The sequence below is a fragment of the Bosea vaviloviae genome, assembly GCF_001741865.1.
GTDB classification, from domain to species: domain Bacteria; phylum Pseudomonadota; class Alphaproteobacteria; order Rhizobiales; family Beijerinckiaceae; genus Allobosea; species Allobosea vaviloviae.
Map to the genome: position 1 here is coordinate 119,221 of NZ_CP017148.1, position 16,591 is coordinate 135,811.

General features: G+C 63.6%; 18 protein-coding genes and 2 pseudogenes. 12 read left to right on the forward strand and 8 right to left on the reverse strand.

From position 1 onward, the window contains the following. Positions 1–75: 75 nt before the first annotated feature. A complete protein-coding gene (locus BHK69_RS30145; protein ID WP_069694165.1) occupies positions 76–1,503 on the reverse strand; it encodes a M20 family metallopeptidase in 1,428 nt (475 codons plus the stop codon). Positions 1,504–1,832: 329 nt separating this feature from the next. Next, positions 1,833–2,053 (reverse strand): annotated as a pseudogene (locus tag BHK69_RS33335) (hypothetical protein); the annotation flags it as partial. Positions 2,054–2,070: 17 nt separating this feature from the next. Between BHK69_RS33335 and BHK69_RS30150 the strand changes: the two are divergent. From BHK69_RS30150 to BHK69_RS31755, 3 genes and pseudogenes are all read left to right on the forward strand, one after another. Continuing rightward, positions 2,071–2,418 carry a hypothetical protein gene (locus BHK69_RS30150; RefSeq protein ID WP_069694166.1) on the forward strand — a complete coding sequence of 116 codons (348 nt, stop codon included), beginning with the start codon at positions 2,071–2,073 and terminating at the stop codon, positions 2,416–2,418. Positions 2,419–2,429: 11 nt separating this feature from the next. Next, positions 2,430–3,638, forward strand: a complete 1,209-nt coding sequence (locus BHK69_RS30155) for a diaminopropionate ammonia-lyase (protein ID WP_069694167.1) — start codon at positions 2,430–2,432, stop codon at positions 3,636–3,638. Between the two features lie 317 nt (positions 3,639–3,955). Beyond that, a pseudogene (locus BHK69_RS31755) lies at positions 3,956–4,177 on the forward strand (transposase); the annotation flags it as partial. A 278-nt stretch (positions 4,178–4,455) separates the two neighbouring features. Here the strand turns inward: BHK69_RS31755 and BHK69_RS30160 are convergent. Next, positions 4,456–6,750, reverse strand: coding sequence for a relaxase/mobilization nuclease domain-containing protein (locus tag BHK69_RS30160; protein WP_069694168.1), 2,295 nt, complete (start codon positions 6,748–6,750; stop codon positions 4,456–4,458). Continuing rightward, positions 6,747–7,091, reverse strand: a complete 345-nt coding sequence (locus tag BHK69_RS30165) for a hypothetical protein (RefSeq protein ID WP_244548594.1) — start codon at positions 7,089–7,091, stop codon at positions 6,747–6,749. The genes BHK69_RS30160 and BHK69_RS30165 overlap by 4 nt, the downstream gene beginning before the upstream one ends. A 348-nt stretch (positions 7,092–7,439) precedes the next feature. On the opposite strand from BHK69_RS30165, the gene BHK69_RS32790 reads away from it, so the two are divergent. The 5 genes from BHK69_RS32790 to BHK69_RS30185 all read left to right on the forward strand — a co-directional run bounded on the left by BHK69_RS32790 (position 7,440) and on the right by BHK69_RS30185 (position 10,945). Beyond that, positions 7,440–7,661, forward strand: a complete 222-nt coding sequence (locus BHK69_RS32790; protein ID WP_158516309.1) for a hypothetical protein — start codon at positions 7,440–7,442, stop codon at positions 7,659–7,661. Between the two features lie 299 nt (positions 7,662–7,960). After that, positions 7,961–8,650, forward strand: coding sequence for a nucleotide-binding protein (locus tag BHK69_RS30170; RefSeq protein WP_158516310.1), 690 nt, complete (start codon positions 7,961–7,963; stop codon positions 8,648–8,650). Next, the gene (locus tag BHK69_RS32440) at positions 8,647–9,033 is read left to right on the forward strand and encodes a hypothetical protein (RefSeq protein WP_069694170.1); all 387 of its coding nucleotides are present in this window, start codon (positions 8,647–8,649) and stop codon (positions 9,031–9,033) included. The genes BHK69_RS30170 and BHK69_RS32440 overlap by 4 nt, the downstream gene beginning before the upstream one ends. A 45-nt stretch (positions 9,034–9,078) precedes the next feature. Beyond that, on the forward strand, positions 9,079–10,275 hold the full coding sequence (locus BHK69_RS30180; protein WP_069694171.1) for a DUF1173 domain-containing protein: 1,197 nt from the start codon (positions 9,079–9,081) through the stop codon (positions 10,273–10,275). Between the two features lie 307 nt (positions 10,276–10,582). Further along, the gene (locus tag BHK69_RS30185; RefSeq protein ID WP_069694172.1) at positions 10,583–10,945 is read left to right on the forward strand and encodes a transcriptional regulator; all 363 of its coding nucleotides are present in this window, start codon (positions 10,583–10,585) and stop codon (positions 10,943–10,945) included. Positions 10,946–11,029: 84 nt separating this feature from the next. On the opposite strand, the gene BHK69_RS30190 is transcribed toward BHK69_RS30185, so the two are convergent. Further along, entirely contained in the window at positions 11,030–11,236 is a 207-nt protein-coding gene (locus BHK69_RS30190; RefSeq protein ID WP_069694173.1) for a hypothetical protein, read from the reverse strand. Between the two features lie 358 nt (positions 11,237–11,594). Here BHK69_RS30190 and BHK69_RS30195 point away from each other — a divergent pair, with 358 nt between their 5' ends. Next, entirely contained in the window at positions 11,595–11,849 is a 255-nt protein-coding gene (locus BHK69_RS30195; protein ID WP_069694174.1) for a WGR domain-containing protein, read from the forward strand. 155 nt (positions 11,850–12,004) lie between these two features. Continuing rightward, the gene (locus tag BHK69_RS30200) at positions 12,005–12,283 is read left to right on the forward strand and encodes an HU family DNA-binding protein (protein WP_069694175.1); all 279 of its coding nucleotides are present in this window, start codon (positions 12,005–12,007) and stop codon (positions 12,281–12,283) included. A gap of 48 nt (positions 12,284–12,331) precedes the next feature. Here the strand turns inward: BHK69_RS30200 and BHK69_RS30205 are convergent, their stop codons facing one another. Further along, entirely contained in the window at positions 12,332–12,643 is a 312-nt protein-coding gene (locus BHK69_RS30205) for a DUF736 domain-containing protein (RefSeq protein ID WP_069694176.1), read from the reverse strand. Positions 12,644–13,780: 1,137 nt separating this feature from the next. Beyond that, positions 13,781–14,707: an ArdC family protein gene (locus BHK69_RS30210; protein WP_069694177.1), complete on the reverse strand. Its 927-nt coding sequence runs from the start codon at positions 14,705–14,707 to the stop codon at positions 13,781–13,783. A gap of 307 nt (positions 14,708–15,014) precedes the next feature. Here BHK69_RS30210 and BHK69_RS30215 point away from each other — a divergent pair, with 307 nt between their 5' ends. Both BHK69_RS30215 and BHK69_RS30220 read left to right on the forward strand, forming a co-directional pair. Beyond that, entirely contained in the window at positions 15,015–15,317 is a 303-nt protein-coding gene (locus BHK69_RS30215; RefSeq protein ID WP_069694178.1) for a type II toxin-antitoxin system Phd/YefM family antitoxin, read from the forward strand. Next, positions 15,314–15,787 carry a type II toxin-antitoxin system VapC family toxin gene (locus BHK69_RS30220; RefSeq protein WP_069694179.1) on the forward strand — a complete coding sequence of 158 codons (474 nt, stop codon included), beginning with the start codon at positions 15,314–15,316 and terminating at the stop codon, positions 15,785–15,787. Before BHK69_RS30215 ends, BHK69_RS30220 begins: the two co-directional genes overlap by 4 nt. Before the next feature lie 91 nt (positions 15,788–15,878). Here BHK69_RS30220 and BHK69_RS30225 read toward each other — a convergent pair whose 3' ends face one another. Next, positions 15,879–16,466 carry a hypothetical protein gene (locus BHK69_RS30225; protein WP_069694180.1) on the reverse strand — a complete coding sequence of 196 codons (588 nt, stop codon included), beginning with the start codon at positions 16,464–16,466 and terminating at the stop codon, positions 15,879–15,881. Between the last annotated feature and the right edge of the window lie 125 nt (positions 16,467–16,591).

Sequence of the window (16,591 nt, forward strand, 5' to 3'; positions counted from 1 at the left end):
AATCAGCCGAGGCGTGATTCAAGGCTGTTCTTTGGGGAGAACAGCGGCATTTCGCAGGCTGGAAAAGACGGATCGTCAGGTTTTGGCGATGCCGTTGAGCGACCCGGGGGACCCGAGGTCCCAGAACAGCCCGGCCATGATCTGCATGCCCTCTTCGGCGATCGTCACTGGCATGTGCTCGTCCGGCGCGTGTTGGGAGCAGGCAGGGTAGGAATGCGGAATCCAGAGCGTCGGCATGCCGATAATCTCAGCAAAGACATCGTTTGGGAGTGATCCGCCGAAGTTCGGCTGAAGAGCTACATCACGGCCAATCGTTTGCTCCATCGACCCCAAGGCAAACTTGGCCCAGGGATTCTCGAGATCCGTGCGCGTCGCTAGGTAGAAGTCCTCGCGAAGTCCCTCGATACGAATGTCCGTGAAGCCCCTCGCGTCAAGGTAAGCTCTCAAAGCGGGGACCACATTGTGCGGATCGACTCCGACTACGAACCGCAACTGGCATGTTGCTCTGGCAGAGGGAGGAACTGCCCCAATTGGGGCTTCAGGGCGTCCGGACGTGAGCGCCAGGATCTCGAAGTTGCACCAGCCATAGACTTGCTCCGGACCAACCAGGCCAGGCTCTCCCCAATTGTCGTCGATCTCAGGATCGTCAGCGCCCTTTTCAAACTTCAGCTTCTTAAGCGCGGCGCGGACGTTTTCGGGGATTCGCTCTGGACGCCATTCTGGCAACGCAATGCGGCCTTTCTCGTCGGTGAGCGTAGCCAGTGCATGTGTCAGCCGGATACCCGGATTGGCCAGCAGGCCGCCCCAGTTGCCGGAATGATAGGCGCCTTCGCGTAGGTCGCAGTGCAGATTGAAGCCGACAGTACCACGCGCCCCTAAGAACAGAGTCGGCGAGTTCGCTCCCAGTCGCGGCCCGTCGGACGCGATCAAGCAATCCGCCTTCAAGCGCGCACGGTGAGTCCGCGCGATATCGGCCAAGCCCAGAGAGCCGGTCTCCTCCGCCATTTCGATCAGGACTTTGACATTGAAGCCGAGGTAGCCGCGCCTTTCCAAGACCAGTCTCAAAGCAGCCAGGTTGATCGAATGCTGCCCCTTGTTATCGGCTATGCCTCGACCATAGAGGCGGCCTTCAGCTTCGACGAGCGTCCAAGGATCGCGCCCCTCCTTCCAGTCACCGGACATACCCCAAAGTACATCGCCATGGCCGTAGATCAGGATGGTAGGTAGCGCGGGATCTTCGATGCGTTCAGCAAAGAGAGCAGGAAGCCGAGCCTCGGCCGGATTGTCCAGTTGCTCGCAGCGGAAGCCCATGGCTTCCAATAGAGGTCGTATCTCACCATTGAGGTAGCGCAAATTGTCTTCGAGGGAGTCCAAACGGGGGCTCTCACTGGCAATGGCAATCCGCGGCTTCATCTCCGCAAAAAAGCTGCCATCGCGGACGTAGCGAAGGGCCGCGGCCACAACTTGTTCACGATCGGCCGTCGCGAGCGAAAAGCTGGGCATATTCGGACCTCGACCAGCAAACGATGCAGGCGCAGAAATGAGGCGACGCCAGCGAGGTGCATTAATATTGCAACATACGTGAGAATCGCGCTCTTATTTCATGATAGAAATGCAATTTTTGTTCATTTCCAGCTGGCCTTGCGCATGATTGGTAAGCGGTCGGTCGCCCTTCACCGACCGCGCTGATATGTCGTGGTAGCGGGGAGCGTTCGGCTTCAATGCGTCAACCAGAACGCGAGCCACGTGCACGGCGTTGCGCTTCGTCCCATCATGGATCTAGTTCAGTCAGCGACGAAAGATCGGTTTCAGCACCCTAGCACACGGCCGGCAGTATTGGCCCGGCCACGGGGGAGATGCTGCTTTTCGCGCGTCGCGGTACGACGGGCACATCGTGCCGCCTGCCAACTTCCGGCAGGTGCCGTTGTTGTTGCCCTCCGCGCCGATCGGTCCAGTCGAGCGCGGTCTCCATGGGGACCGGCGTGGCATAGCCGGGTGCGAAGCGCATCAGGTTGCGGTTGTCCATGCGCAGCGGCCGCACGATCTTGCCGGGTTGACACGATTGTCGCCGTGATCGGCCACCCAATTGTCGAGCCGCCCCAGGTCGTGTTTCAGCCCGGCGAGATCGTCGCCGATATTGGCTTGGATGACGCCGGTTTGTTTAATGCGCTGCATGCGGCGCTGGTCGACATCCGCCGAGATCGACCGCCTCCGCTTCTCCCGCTGCGACGTCTTGGTGTCTTGCTGCAGGGTCCGGATAACTGCCTTGTCGTGCTGGTCCAGATCCGCGAGCCGCTCGATGATTTCGCGCGAATCTGTAGTCCAAACTGGAGCAAAATTGCAGCGAAGTTACTCAATTGGAGCGCAACGCTCGATAAAAGCGCAATACTGTATTTTTGTACCGACTATTGCAGCTGAAGGCCCGACACATGCTGATCGTCAATCGCAACCCCGATCACGGCAAGCCTCTCGATCCGGTCGATGCGGAAATGCTGGGGCCGTCGGCGGCGTTAGAGGTTGAGCGCTTTCTCCAGAAGCGTGAGGGACACAAGGCGACGCCGCTGGTTTCATTGCCGCAGTTGGCCGGTGCGCTTCGCGTTTCGTCGATCCACATCAAGGATGAGGGTCACCGGCTTGGCCTTGGTAGCTTCAAGGCCCTAGGCGGCGCCTACGCTGTCATTCGTCTGATCGTGGAGGAGGCATCAAAGCAATTGGGCCGCGAAATCGACATCGCCGATTTCAATTCGCCGGACGTCCGCAATGTGGCGGCTCAGTTCACCGTGGCTTGTGCGACCGACGGAAACCACGGTCGCTCAGTCGCTCAGGGCGCGCAGTTGATAGGTGCTCGCTGCGTGATCTTCGTCCACTCCGGCGTGAGCGATGAACGCGTCGCCGCTATCGCTCGCTACGGCGCTCAAATGGTCCGCGTCGCCGGCAACTACGACGACTCTGTCGCAGAGGCTGCCCGCGTCGCCGAGAAGAATGCCTGGGTTATTGTATCGGACACCTCCTGGCCCGGTTACGAACGCATTCCAGGTTTGGTTATGCAGGGCTACACCGCGCTTCTGAGCGAGGCTCTGAAGGAAATTCCTCAGGTGCCCACGCACGTCTTCGTTCAGGCAGGCGTAGGGGGCGTTGCCGCAGCCGCGGCCGCCTATTTCTCGGAGGTACTGGGTGACAAGCGCCCGTACTTCGTCGTCGTCGACCCGTCTAAGGCCGCCTGTCTGTTCGAGAGCGCCCGCGCTGGTCGTCCGGTCAAGGTCGACCACGGTGAGCCGACCATCATGGCGATGCTCGAATGCTATGAGCCATCGCTCGTGGCCTGGCGTATCCTTTCGCGCATCGCTGACGCCTTCATGACGGTCGAAGACAGCGAAGCTGTCGATACCATGAAGCGGTTAGCTTACCCGATCAGCGGCGACCCAGCGATAGTCGCCGGCGAAAGCGGCGGCGTTGGCTTGGCTGCCTTGAGCCAGGTTGCTCGTCTCCCGGAACTTCGGAAGCAGATCGGACTGAACGAACAGTCGAGGGTTTTCCTGATCAACACCGAAGGAGCTACGGACCCCGTGCTCTATGAGGAGATCGTCGGCCGCTCCTCCGATGAAGTATTGGCTGCGAACGCGAAGATGGCGGCATGACCGATCTTGCCCAGTTGAAAGTGGACATTCCTCCGCGCCTTCCAGCAGGGCCCGGCCGGCGGGCGTGACCTGCACCGGCATGATGGTGCGATTCACAAACGAGACCTCAAACTCCTTCTCCAAACTCGCAAGGATCTGCGAAACGGCCGAGCGATGGCAGGCGGTGTCAGGTGGAAATTTGGTCCCGCCCAAGCCGGTGGGCGGCCCTCCTGAATACTAGCACTACTTTGGCAGATTTTTGAGTTGGGCCGCATTTTTAGGATTCCCGCGGCGCTGTTTGCGTGATTCATGGGTGGTCGGCTTATGGAGGGCCGGCCATGGACGCGAGCTGGAAGTCCGATCTTGAGCGCTGGCTTGCACCGTTTCTCGATGCTCTTGGGCACAAGGTGCGGGCGCGGATGTGTCCGGCTTATGTGGCAGGGCTGATCGGCGCAGGTGATCGCAAGAGCATCCAGCCGATGGCGGCGCGCGACGGTGACGTCGGCTACGACCAGCTTCATCACTTCATCGCCAGCGGGACTTGGGACGCCGCGCGCCTGCTTAGAACACAGCGAGGGCCAGCTCCGAATGCCCTGACGCTGAACCTTGCTGCGGAACTCGCCATGAGGGCGTCGCCGTTCACGCTGGCTGAACGGGTTGACCGCTACCAAGCTCGGCGGCGAAAGCCGCCGCCCTGTACCGAATGCGCGGCCAGCATCCGATACGTCGTCGATCTACCTGCCAACAGCACGCGGCTTCTATTAGCATGGGCAGTATTGTCTTGGTGCCCAGCCCGACAAAGACTCAAGCATTGCGGGCGGGTAGCCAAACAAGGCTCTCATTTCTGTCGCTGTCCCTTGACCGATTGAGATTTTGCACGCTCGGTTTCGGCCTGACCAACGACCTTCTCCTGCTCAGCCTTCAACTTGGCCAGCGCATCAGTCTGCAGGAGCGCGTTCGGCAAAGGCTGACCAGGCGATTCCGCAAGCATCCGAGCCGCTTCTAACGCCGCGGCAGCTTCACGCGCCTCACGCGTGGCAGATTGCTGCGCAGCGTTGACAATGGCGCGCTCTGATGGCAACTCGCGCTGCGATTGCGGATCCATTCCGCCCCGGCCCTCCTGCCGGCGTTCGACCTCGATCGCGCGATCCGATAGCCGCTGGGCGTCCGCAGCTTCATGATTCTCTTTTAATCTCACAGCTTCGACGCGCTCGATCAGCCGGTCTGCAGAGACGCCGGCCATTCGCTCGATATCTCCGCGTGACAGCTCATGAACCCCTCGTTCCTGCATCCGCTGAAAATCCACCCGCATCGCCAGGGTTTCGAGATAGCGCGCCGCTGTCTCGCGGAATTGGTCCTTGGTCGCGCCTTCCAGAAGGTCGGTCGTGCGCGAGACTGCATCGTTCATGGCGCGAAGATCCTTCGCCATCTGCTCTGATGTGATCGCCACCGGCTTGTCCTCCTTACCCAACCAATGCTGCATGCGTTTCTCAAGGGTGTGAATGATGCCGCCCAACGTCTGCGCCATCGTCAACCGCTGGACCATTTCCAACGCGAGCGCGCCCGATGCCCCCTCTTGCGCAATCGCCGACCAGCCCCTCAAGCCCTCGCTGACGGCGTGGCGGTCGGCGTTGCTCAGCGGCAGCTTGATCGGGTTCTCGCGGGCCGTCGCAATACGCTGACGCGCTTTTTCGATCAGCTCTTGATTGATGGGATCACCCGCATAGGTGCGATCAAGGGCCTCTCGCGCCGGGCGCGGGCGTTCGGCCACATGGACAATTGCCTTGTCCCTGGCGCCATAGCTCTGTGACGACGCCCGCTCCATCGCCGAGGTCGCAACAATCTTGAGACCCTGGGCGCGCGCATGTTCGGCATAGACCGCGCGCCAGGTCCGAAAATCATCCTTGCTCGGATGGATCTTCTGGCCCGCCTCGCTTTTCACGGTGATGACGGCGTGGGCGTGAATATGCCCCTCGGCCTCCTTGTCGGTGTGGACACCAAACATGAACTTGTGGTCGGCGAAGCGGTCATGCAGGAACTCGCGGACCGCATTGGCCAGAGCACCGACATCGGTGCCGGCCTTGGCCGAGATCATCAAATGCATCGTGTCCCGCGGCGACTGCGATCGCAGCGACGGCCCCCAATCCCGCGCCGCCTCGCGGGCGCTGACCGCGTCAGTGATGGACTGTCCACGGTCATCCGTGAGCTCGCCATGTTTCGCGATATGCTGCCTGAGCTGATAGGCGACGCCGTCGCGTCCATGACGCGAGGTTCCCGGTTCCACGCTCATCGCATGCTGAGGATGGCCGATCGCCGCTTCGATCCGAGCCTTGATGGCCGCTTCCGATCGGGCATCGAGGCGCTTCTGGCTGAAGCCATCCTGCTCGCTGCCGATTTGCTCGTCGCGGACCCTGAAACGCTCTTTTGCAGCACCCGCCATCGCAACCACCAGCCGCGCCTCAAATTCCCCGTCGGATGTCGGCTCGAGCCGGAAAGCGTGCCGGTGGCCGGCGAAGCCTGAGGCGATCGCGCGCTCATAGGTCTCTCGTCCGGCCGGCGCATCGCGCACGCCATGCAGCTTCAGCCTGATCGCGACGACATCCTGGCTCTCCTTCCGGGTCTCGAACGCCCTGGACCACTGATTGATTTCATCGGCGACCGCCTCGCGATCCGCCAGAATGCGCCCATCATGCGTTTCGAGCGCGACGTCATCGCGCTGGACATATTGCCCGGTTGCGGTCGCGCGCGCGGCCCCATGGGCAAAGGAGATGACCTTGACCACAGCCGGCTGATAACCGGTCGCCAGGCGACGCGCCCGGTCAAGCGCACCGCCCTCAATCCGGGCCGGCGGCGCCTGGCGCGCCGGCAACGCACCGCCGCCGCCCTTTGCCTTGACGGTATCGAGACGGCGTTCGCGCTCGGCGTCGCGCCCTCCGGTGATTGTAATGCCCTGCAAGATGGCATGTGCGCCCATCATCGTTGACGGCGGCGTCCGGCCAAAATCCTGGCCGCGCTCACTCGCTTGCACCGATATCGGAGCCGGCTGGCGGCGCTGTGCTTGGCCACGGGCAATCGTCTCGCGAGCACCACGAAACGTTTCCGTCCAGCGATCGATTACGTCGACCTGGCTCATGCTGCGGGCCCTTTGGTTGGAGCCATGTCGATCACCGAGAGACGCGCAAGCCGTCTGAGCCCGGCTCCGTGCGCCACAGTCATCTCGGTGAGTTCTTCGTCAATGGCGGCGATCGCGCCGTGGAGTTCGCTCCAGACCTGCTCCGCCGCCGCGAGCTCCATCCCTCTACCCTGCCGCATCATCCTCAGCATTTGCGCCAGAGTGCGACCAACCTGCCGAACCTCCGACGCCAGGGTTAGGACAGCTTCCATGTTCTCCGCCGACAGCGCCGGCCCAGCCTGAACGGATGCCCGGATCAGGCGGCGCACGATCTCTGCCTTCGGCAAGCCGAACAGCTCCACCGCCTCGTCCAGCCTAGCCGCGTCACCATCCGACAATTCCGTGCGGAGCCGAGGCTTTTCCCGCGGACGGCACTTCGCTTGAGCCACCGCACCCTCCCTTCTTTTCCGGCTGCCCGACGGTCGCGCTGCTGCCTGCAATCGGTGAGGCAATGTCGCGCCAGCGAACGGCTGCACCTCGCAGCCTCCCTTGGTTTGGCCCACAAACCGGTATCTTGTCAATCAAAAGTCGGAATACTGACCCACCTTTCTCCCTGTCCCTGCTTCGCACTTTCCCGCACACCTCAAGCACGCGCTACCCGCCTGTCGATGATGCGCATTCCCGGAAATGGCCGCTTTGGAAGCGACGGCATGACAGCCGATGATATCCACGCATGCCGGGGCACCGAGATGACGACGTTCGGCAATCAATCAATCATCGCCTTCGGCAACGGTGCGTTCCGTCGGACGCGCGTCTGGGCAGAGCATCTTTCCACGAGATCACGATTGTCGAACTGCCGCGTCAGCGGGGTAACGTATTCCGTCATTTTACAGTCACGCACTGCCGCGCAATTGCGCTGTATGATGCCATGATCCCGTCATTGCCATGTTCCGGCAACACCGCACCACGTGGCATCAGCAGTGCGTGTGTCGGTCACTGTCGTACTTCCTTGCTCCACGTTTCCAGGAGTACCTCGTTGCGCCGATCCGTGGCCGCCGCACGTCAGGACCAAGGCATCGGCGAAGCACGGCCTCGCTTTGGTCGACGATCGATGGAGTTCCGGACCACCGCAGGCCCGCCTTGACAGGCTTAGTCAATATACTGACTAATGACTAAGCCCGTGCATCAACCCGTTGGTAACGCATGCGGTCAGTAGGCGATCGAGGGCTGAATGATAGCGAGCATTTTCGCGGTGGCGACGCCGAAGGGTGGCAGCGGCAAGACGACGATGTCGATCCTGCTTGCGGGCGAACTGGCGCAACAGGGCTATGCGATCGGTCTGATCGACGCCGATCCGCAGGGTTCCGCCTATCAATGGCATGCCTCCTCGAAAGCCCGCGGCCACGACCCCACTGGCATCGACATCGTCCATGCGACAACCGAAGCTGCCGTGCTGAAGCGTCTGAACGAGCTCGACGAGCGCGATGCCGTCATCATCGACACGCCGGGCTTCGCCGATACGCGGATCACTGAAACGGCGTTTCGCGCCGACCTCGTCATCCTGCCCTGCAAGGTCTCGATGTTCGACGCCTCGCAGATCGTCCGAACCGTCGGCTTCATGAAAAAGCGCGCGGCCGAGATGGGTGTTTCGGAGCCGGTCTATCGCGTCGTGATCAACGAGTATGACAGCCTCGATCGCAACACCGTGCCGATCCGGGAAGTGCTGGGTTACTTCGACGGCGAGGGCGTCAAGCTCTGCCAGAACGCGCTCTATCGCCGGGTCACCTATCGCACCATGACCAATGGCCATGGCACGCTCTATCAGATGAACGACAAGGACGAGGCCGTGCGGAAAGCCCGCTACAATGCCGACCAAGTCGTGCGCGAGCTCCTGGCCGCTAGCCAAGAGGGCATCTCGTGAGCGAAGCCAAGCCTCGTCTCGCCCTGCCCCGCAAATCGGGAATCGACAGTCCTTCGGCGCCTCGCCCGACAATCGTGACGCCCGACTATGGCGAGGAGCCGTTGCGGCCAGCGGGGGAGTTTCCGGCGGCGAGCGAAGGGTCCCGAGATCGAACCGCCAGGCAGGCCAGGCCAACGATGCCAATCCGTCAGCGCGACCCGTTTGAGGGCTTTGGTGATCGGTTGGCCTCGCGACCGCTGGCGTTGCGTCTGCCGCGCCCGATCGATCTCGTCATTCGCCAAATCGCCGCTGAGCGCCAGGTCCAGCCGCTTCGGCTGATCGACCAGGCCATTCGCGATTTTCTGGAAAAGCTCAATCGCTTACCCGACCGTCCCGATGCATAATCGTCCTGCTGCAGTCGCCAGCAGGGACCGCGCGATGGCCGTGCAATGAGACAGATTGCGATCGAAGGCGAGGTTGTCGCGACTGAAGCGGCCGATCTGCAGGACAGGCTGGCGGATGCTCAAGCTCGACACGTCCGACCGTTGTGCCTGTGCCGCAATCCGGGGCTGCCGCTCTATATCGCCCGGGTCGGGGGCCGCCTGATCCTGAAGCGCATGCCGGGGACCGGAGCGCGGCATGATCCGATCTGTGCATCCTATGAACCGCCTTATGAGCTTTCGGGGCTTGGCGCGGTCGCCGGCTCGGCGATCAGCGAGGATCTGGACACCGGAAATACGCTGCTCAAGCTCGACTTCAGCCTGACGAAATCGCCCGCCCGCGCGCCGCCGGCTCCAAGCGCGACGCCTGACAAGGGCGAGGTCCGCAGCGATGGGACCAAGCTGACGCTCCGCGCCCTCCTGCACTATCTCTGGGACCAGGCTGGATTCAACCGTTGGCGGCGAGGCATGGCCGGCAAACGCAACTGGGCCGTCATCCGAAAATTCCTGCTCGAGGCGGCCGAGGGCAAGACCAGTAAGGGCAAGGCGCTGCCCGACATTCTCTACGTCCCGGAGAGGTTTCAGTCCGAGCGCGAAGCGGAGATCGCCCAGCGTCGATCCGCATTCATGGCACGAGCCGTAGGAGCAATGGGCAAGGGCCGCCCGCTACTGCTCGTCGTCGGTGAGGTGAAGGACATCGCGCCGGCTCGTTCGGGTCATCGCCTGGTAATCAAGCATGCGCCAAAATTCCCGTTCCTGCTGAACGAGGATATCCATCGGCGCCTGGGCGTCGTGTTTGCCAGCGAGCTTTCGCTGTGGAATGCGAACCCGGACACGCATCTCGTCGCGATCGCGACCTTCGGTCTCGACAGTGCCGGCGTCGCGACGGTCGAGGCGATCGCGCTGATGGTGGTGACCGAGAACTGGATCCCGTTCGAGAGCGTCGCTGAGGCGGGCCTGCTCGATGCCCTGACCCGGCGCAAAATCAGCTTCCTGAAGGGGCTGCGCTACAACCTCCCGGCGAGCCAACCGCTGGCCAGTGTCGTCCTGCATGAGGACGCTCCGACGCCGCTCGCCATGTTCGTCGTGCCGCGTGAGGCCGACGCCGCCTATCGCCTGGCTCTCGATGCGCTGATCGCTTCGAGCGACCTATCGGCCTGGACCTGGTCGCCCGGCGACGAGCCGATGCCGGCGCTCCCGGTCTAGGTGACAGACCACCACCCCACTGACCAGAGTTGCGCAAGGGATCGTTCCCTCCGGCCGAAACGCCTCAAGGCGGTTCGGTGAGCGCCGGCATGGCGCGAGGAGAGCCCGGGCCGGCCCTCGGCCGGATGCGCCAAGTTGATCTTCGAACGGCCCACTCAGCCCCGCGACACAACCAGCAATCGTCGTTCCAGACGGAACTATTCTAATTCGATATATTGATAACCATTGGTCAGTATAATAGATTGATGACACTGTGTGGGGGGCTGCACGGAGAATTTTATCCTGCCTCGAAGGTCAGATCATCACCATGGTCAATGTGCGCCGTCCCCGCGAGGGCGAGCAGTCCATTCTGAACGAGATGCTGGCGATGCGCCTGCAGGAGCTGGAAGCGCAGAGCAACGACTCGCCTGGCTTCATCAGCAAACTCGGCATCGGCAAGGGCACCTATTACGATGTCTCGCGCGCCAAGGGGAATCCGACCCTTCGGACGATCGAGCGGATCGCCGCGCGGCTGAACATGAGCGTCTTCGAGCTGCTGGGGTTCACTGAAGACGATGCGCGCCGGGCGCTCAAGCGCAAAGGCGTCGACTATGATGAATTGGCCTCAGCCCTTGCGGACAAGGGTAAAGCCGATGAACGGATCGCAGCCCAGGCCCGCTTGCGAAAATAGGCTTCCAGCCCTGTCGCGACTGGCGACATACGAAAAGTCGGCCCGACGCGCCTGGCGTCGGACCGGCTGTTTCGGATCGTGATGTCAGAACGGCAGTGCGGCAAGCTCGGCGGAGTGACGCACCGCCCAGATTTCGACCCTCGCGAAATACGCCGTCTCAGCCTCGCTTCGATCCTGTTCGGTCAGGAATTCGAGTTCGCGCTTCGCATCGCGGCGCTCGCGCGGCGTCAGGCAGGCATTGGCCAGTTCGGCCTTGAGTTCGGCAATTTGCTGATCGATCGGCATGGTCATGAGATCCTCCTTCGTCTCGAATGGACGAAGGCGCGCCACGCGCCGGTGGAGGCCGGGTCAAGGATCGGCGCCAGCCGACCGCCGAAGGCGGCGCGCGGGGGAGCCGAAATGCGTTAGCATTTTGGGGGGACCGCGCGTCCTTGAGGCGGGCTCCGCCGGCCGTATCATGGGCCGACCAGAGAGTCCCTCCAGTTGGCGCGGGAAGCACCCACGTTGGCAACCTAATCAACGGCGTAAGGTTGGGCGGATTGCGTCGGGTGGGATCCGGCCGAACGCATCAGCGGCATGAATCGGTCACGGGCAATCGATTCATCGAAGTCGTTGGACGTCGCATCGCCGTGAGGCGACGATTCCAGCCATGCCCACATCCGAGACAGGACCGCTTCATCTCCGCCGCATCGATCCGACGCGGAACATGCGACGCTTCTATGGGCTGTCGATTCAACCGACTTTGTTCGGCGGCGCGTCGGTCATACGCAACTGGGGCCGGATCGGCACGGGCGGCCAGTCGATGATGGAAACCTTCGATCAGCCGGATGCGGCTGACATCGCGCTGAGCCATCTCGAGCGGAGCAAGCGGCGCCGGGGTTACTTCGATTGCCTTACCGGGTAAGCCGCGCGGATTTCCGGAGCCCATCCGTCGAGCGCTGGCCGGATTCGTGTCGATTTCCAGTGGATTGACAGTCGCACAGCCGTTACCTGTCTTCCCCGCCGCCGCGCTTATGTTGTCATGGGCGCTTGCAACGGAAAAACAGGAGACCATTCCTCATGGCTACAGCAAGCGAGATCGCCGACAAGATCGCCAGCGAGCAGGGTCTGACCAAAGCGCAAGCGAAGACCATCGTCGACAACGTGTTTAAGCTGATCGCCGATGCCGCCGCCAGCGGCGGCGAGACGAACATCGCCGGCTTCGGCAAGTTCAAGGTGAAGGACAAGCCGGAGCGCGAAGCCCGCAACCCCGCCACGGGCGCCACGATCAAGGTCGCGGCTTCGAAGAAGCTGACCTTCACGCCGGCCAAGGCGGTCAAGGACGCACTCAACGGCTGAGGCGAAAGCGAAGGCCCCGCTTCGCGGCGGGGCCCTCTTGTCGGACGATCAATCCCGGTTCGGCCGGGACCAGATCAGCTGCAGGCCCTCCTCGCCTTCCACCTCGACCAGGGTGGCGTAGATCGGGGCGGGGAAGCTCGGATCGTCCAGCTTGACCGAGAGGTAATCGCGGCCCTCGCCGGAGACCTTCTGCCAGGCGGCGCCGAGCTCGACATTCGCGGCGGCGAAGACCCGGAAGTGGGGCCCCTTCTCTGAGGGATTCTCGATGCGGACGAGCCGCGCCTTGACGTTGAGAGCCAGCGTGCGGATCGAACCGGTGAAGCCGTTGCCGTTGGTGGTGAAGCTGCCGATGTTGGCCATTGTCTCATTCCCTTGTTTCCGGGCCGCGCCCATCGCGACCCGATGGCGGTCGAGAGGCCGGGGGCGATCGGCCCGCACCCCTTTCGGGGCTGGAACGAAGTGGAAGGCGGCCAGAGGCGGCTTTTTTGCTTCGCGATGCAAAGCCGGCCATCCTATCGGGGGGCCGGTGGCGGAAAAAAGCCGGCTCGGGCCGTTGCGGGGACAAGATCGAGAGCGCGCAGCGCGCGTCCCTCGGCCAGACCTGCCACATCGGGTCTGCGCTTGGGGGTGGCCTTTGCAAACCGCGGGGGAATGACGACAGGCGCCGGAGATCGCTTCGACCCACGCAGGCCATCTTCTCCGTGAGACCGATGTCGATCTCCGGCATCGAGGCCTCGCACACCGCGAACCAGCTCGGACACCAGAACCCTCGAGAATCTGCTCCGGCCCGATGTCGAACTTGGCTTCGCCAGGCGGTCGACGCGGAGTCCGTCGACAAGCGCTCACCGCGTGATCCAGGGACCCCGCCGACCATCACTCTCACCGGACTCGGGCAAGGCGGCACGGCCGCAGCAGCCTGTCCGCCCAGCAGGTCATGCCCGCGAGAGAGCCCTTCGCGAAGTGGGGCCGCCCCGAGGCGCGTGGCCGGCCTCCCGAGATGCAATCCGCCGGTGATACCGGCGCCGACAAAGAAAGAGGGGGCTCACGCCCCCTCGGCTTCGCGGCGCCGGCGCTTCACCTCCGCGAGCAGATCGTTGAGGCGTCGAAACGTCTCGGCGCGCTCCTTGCGGGTGAGGATGCAGGGCGCCAACTCGGCGCGCAGCTCGGCGATTTCGGCGTGGATGTCGAGAACCTATGTCATGTGAACCTCGTTCATTTCGATGACGGAGGCGGGCGAGCCGGTGTTGGAGGACGGGTCATGGATCGCAGCGAACCGCCAGCGCCGGCGCGTGGGGGAGCCGATTTTGTCGTCGCGCAGCGGGGGTAAAATTGGGGGCACCGCGCGTCCTTGACGCGGCCCGACCGCCGGTATGCTGGCCAGTCATTGAGAGAAAGACGGCCCTGGTTCAACGCCGCGGCCGGGCTCTCCTTGCCACATCCGCAACCGGAGGAAGGGAGGGCACTCGCCTCTCCCTTCCGAATGCGATGTATGCGGGATCAGGCGGCCTCTCGCTCCGCTTCGGATTCCGGCTGCAATCCGTGCAGATAGGCGACGGCGCGCTGCGCATGCGCGGCCGCCTGGAAGATCGCCCGCTTGTCGTCCGAGAGGACCTTAAGCCAACTTGCGACATAGGCGGCGTGATCGGGCCTCAGTTCCAGTTCCGGCACGATGCCGAGATCGGCGCAGAGCAGCGCCGAACCGATCTCGGCGACCAGCTCCTCCCGGGCGCGTTCAGTGTGATCCCTGCTGTAACGGCTGAGATCGCGGCCGACGCGACGCGAGTCCGCCGTCCAATGCACGCTCTCATGGCTGAGCACGGCGACATATCCGGCAGCATCGCGGAAGGTCTCGAAGGGTGGCATCTGGATGTGGTCGGTCGAGGGCGAATAGAACGCCTGCGCGCCGCCATGCCGGATCACCGCGCCGGTATTGGCGAAGAAGCGGTCGGCGTGCTCGATGCGCTCGACCGGATCGAGGATCGGTGCCGGCCTGAGGTAATAGTGCTCCGGCAAGCCCTCGATCTGCTCGACGTTGAAGACGCCGTAGGCCTTGAGGAACGGGATGTCCTTCTCGACCTCGTCACCATGCGCGTCGGTTTGAGACCGGGTGAAGCGACTCGCATAGATGACAGTTGAACTGGTTTCGCCCTTGCGGACATGCGCGCCAAGCTCTGTCGCCTGCCGGAAAGTCATCCAGACCGGGGCGGAATAGCCCCGAGCCATGGCCTCGGACCACAGCAGCAGGACGTTCATTCCGGTGTAGGGCCCGCCATTGTGGCGCAGGGGCCGGGTGATCCGCCCGCTCATATTGCCCGTGCTCCAGGGCCGCACCCAGGAGCGAACGCCCTTCTCCAGCTCCGCGACGATGCGCTCCGTGATGCGTGCATAGATGTCGGCGCGCGGTCCTTCTTCCTTCTTTCTCATGGTCCTGAACCTCCGTTTCGGAGGCCGCGCCCATCGCGGCCGTCACGGAGGTCCGTCGCCGGGGCGTTCAGGCGGGATGCGCACCCACCGGGGTCCCGTTGCGCTTGCGCAATGGGGTGGTCCTTAGGGCCGGAACGGCAGTGGAGGACGGCGAAGCCGTTGCGCAGCCCGCCGGTCCCGGCAGGGCCGACAGCCGGGGCGGACCGTGTGGGCGCTTTTCCATCATTTTCTGGTCCGGCTCGTCCGCGATCTGGCGGCCCCCCCCGCGCCGTGCTAGATATCTGACCATCTGACTAGGTGTGAGACGATGGCCAAGCAGGCGAACCTGAAGACGGCGAAGCGAGCCGGACGCCGGACCCCGGTGGGACGGTGGAAGCTCGAAGACGCCAAGGCGCGGTTCAGCGAGGTGGTGCGGCATGCGCGCGAGGACGGGCCGCAACGCGTGACCGTGCGCGGGCACGACGCTGTCGTCGTGATGAGCGTCGAGGAGTTCGAGCGCCTTGTGCCGGAGAAGCCGCGGGCGCCGTTCGTCGAGTTCATGGAAAGCCTTCATCTTGGCGGGCTCAATCTGGAGCGCGAGTTGGATCGCGGACGGGACGTCGAACTTTGAAGGGCTGGCTGCTGGACACCAATGTCGTCGCCGCGCTGATCAATCCGCAGGGAGCGCCGTCCGTGAAGTCCTGGGCGGCAGCGCAGGACGAGAGCTTCTTCCACATCAGCGTTCTCACACTCGCCGAATACGACAAGGGCATCCACAACCTTGCGGACGATCACGCCGACCGGCCTCGATACATCGCGGCGCGCGATGCGCTGGAAGTGCGGTTCGGTGAGCGCGTCCTGTCGCTCACCGACGAGATTGTGCGGCGGTGGGGTCGTCTCGCCGGCGAGGTGAAGCGCGCGGCCGGACATCCACCACCGGTGATCGACACGATGCTCGCTGCTACGGCGATCGAGCATGATCTCTACCTGGTCACGCGCAACGTGAAGGATGCGCGGCCATCCGGCGCGCTCGTCTTCGATCCGTGGAATAACGATCCGGCGAAATTTCCGCTCAGCGCGCGAGCCGGCCGGGTGAGATAACTGCACGACAAAACGGTCGGCCTCGCGAGAGACCGGCCTGTCGCAGTCGTTGACGTGAAGACGGGCGAGGCATCGCCTCGCCCGTAGCGGCTCAACCGAGAGCCGCCATCTGGAGGTCGGCCGCCTTGCGGTCGATGCTCCGCCCGGGATTCTCGACCGGTCGCTCGAAGGGCCTCCAGCGCTCGCCGACGACCTGCTCATAGGCGGCGACGGCGCCCTCGGCCGCCATAAGGAGCGCATGGGACTGCAGCGCCATGTCAGCGGCAAACTCGCGCTTGCGCTGGGCGGCCCCGTCGAAGCCGACCGGGCCATCGAGGTCCTCGTCGCGGGCATCGCAGGCGGCCTTGGCAGTCAGGTCGCGAGCTTCGGTGACGGCGCGGCTATAGAACTGGCCGGCGCCGTGGGCGGAGCCGACATAGGCGCCGACGATGCGCTGCAGATGGATCTGCATAGCCCGCTCTCCGAGCCCTTCGCTGAGCCCATCGGCGGTCTCGACGATCAGCTTCTCGTGGCGTTCGCGGATGCCGTCGCTGTCGAGGATGGTGAGGCCGAAGCTCTCGGCGATGAGCGTGGCCTGGCCGGCATCCGGGCAGCAGAGCCGGATCATTTCGAGGGTGGTGCCCTTGCGGAGCGGGACAACGCGCGCGGTCTGGCGGGGAGCGGCAACGGTCTTGGCCATGTGAGGATCCTTTCCTGGGGTTTCTGCCGAGGATCCGGACCAGCCCCTGCCGGCCCTCCCTCGGGCGCGGTCGGGACAAACCGGCGAAAGGTGGGCGCTTCAGGGTCCGGGGCCGCCGGAGCGAG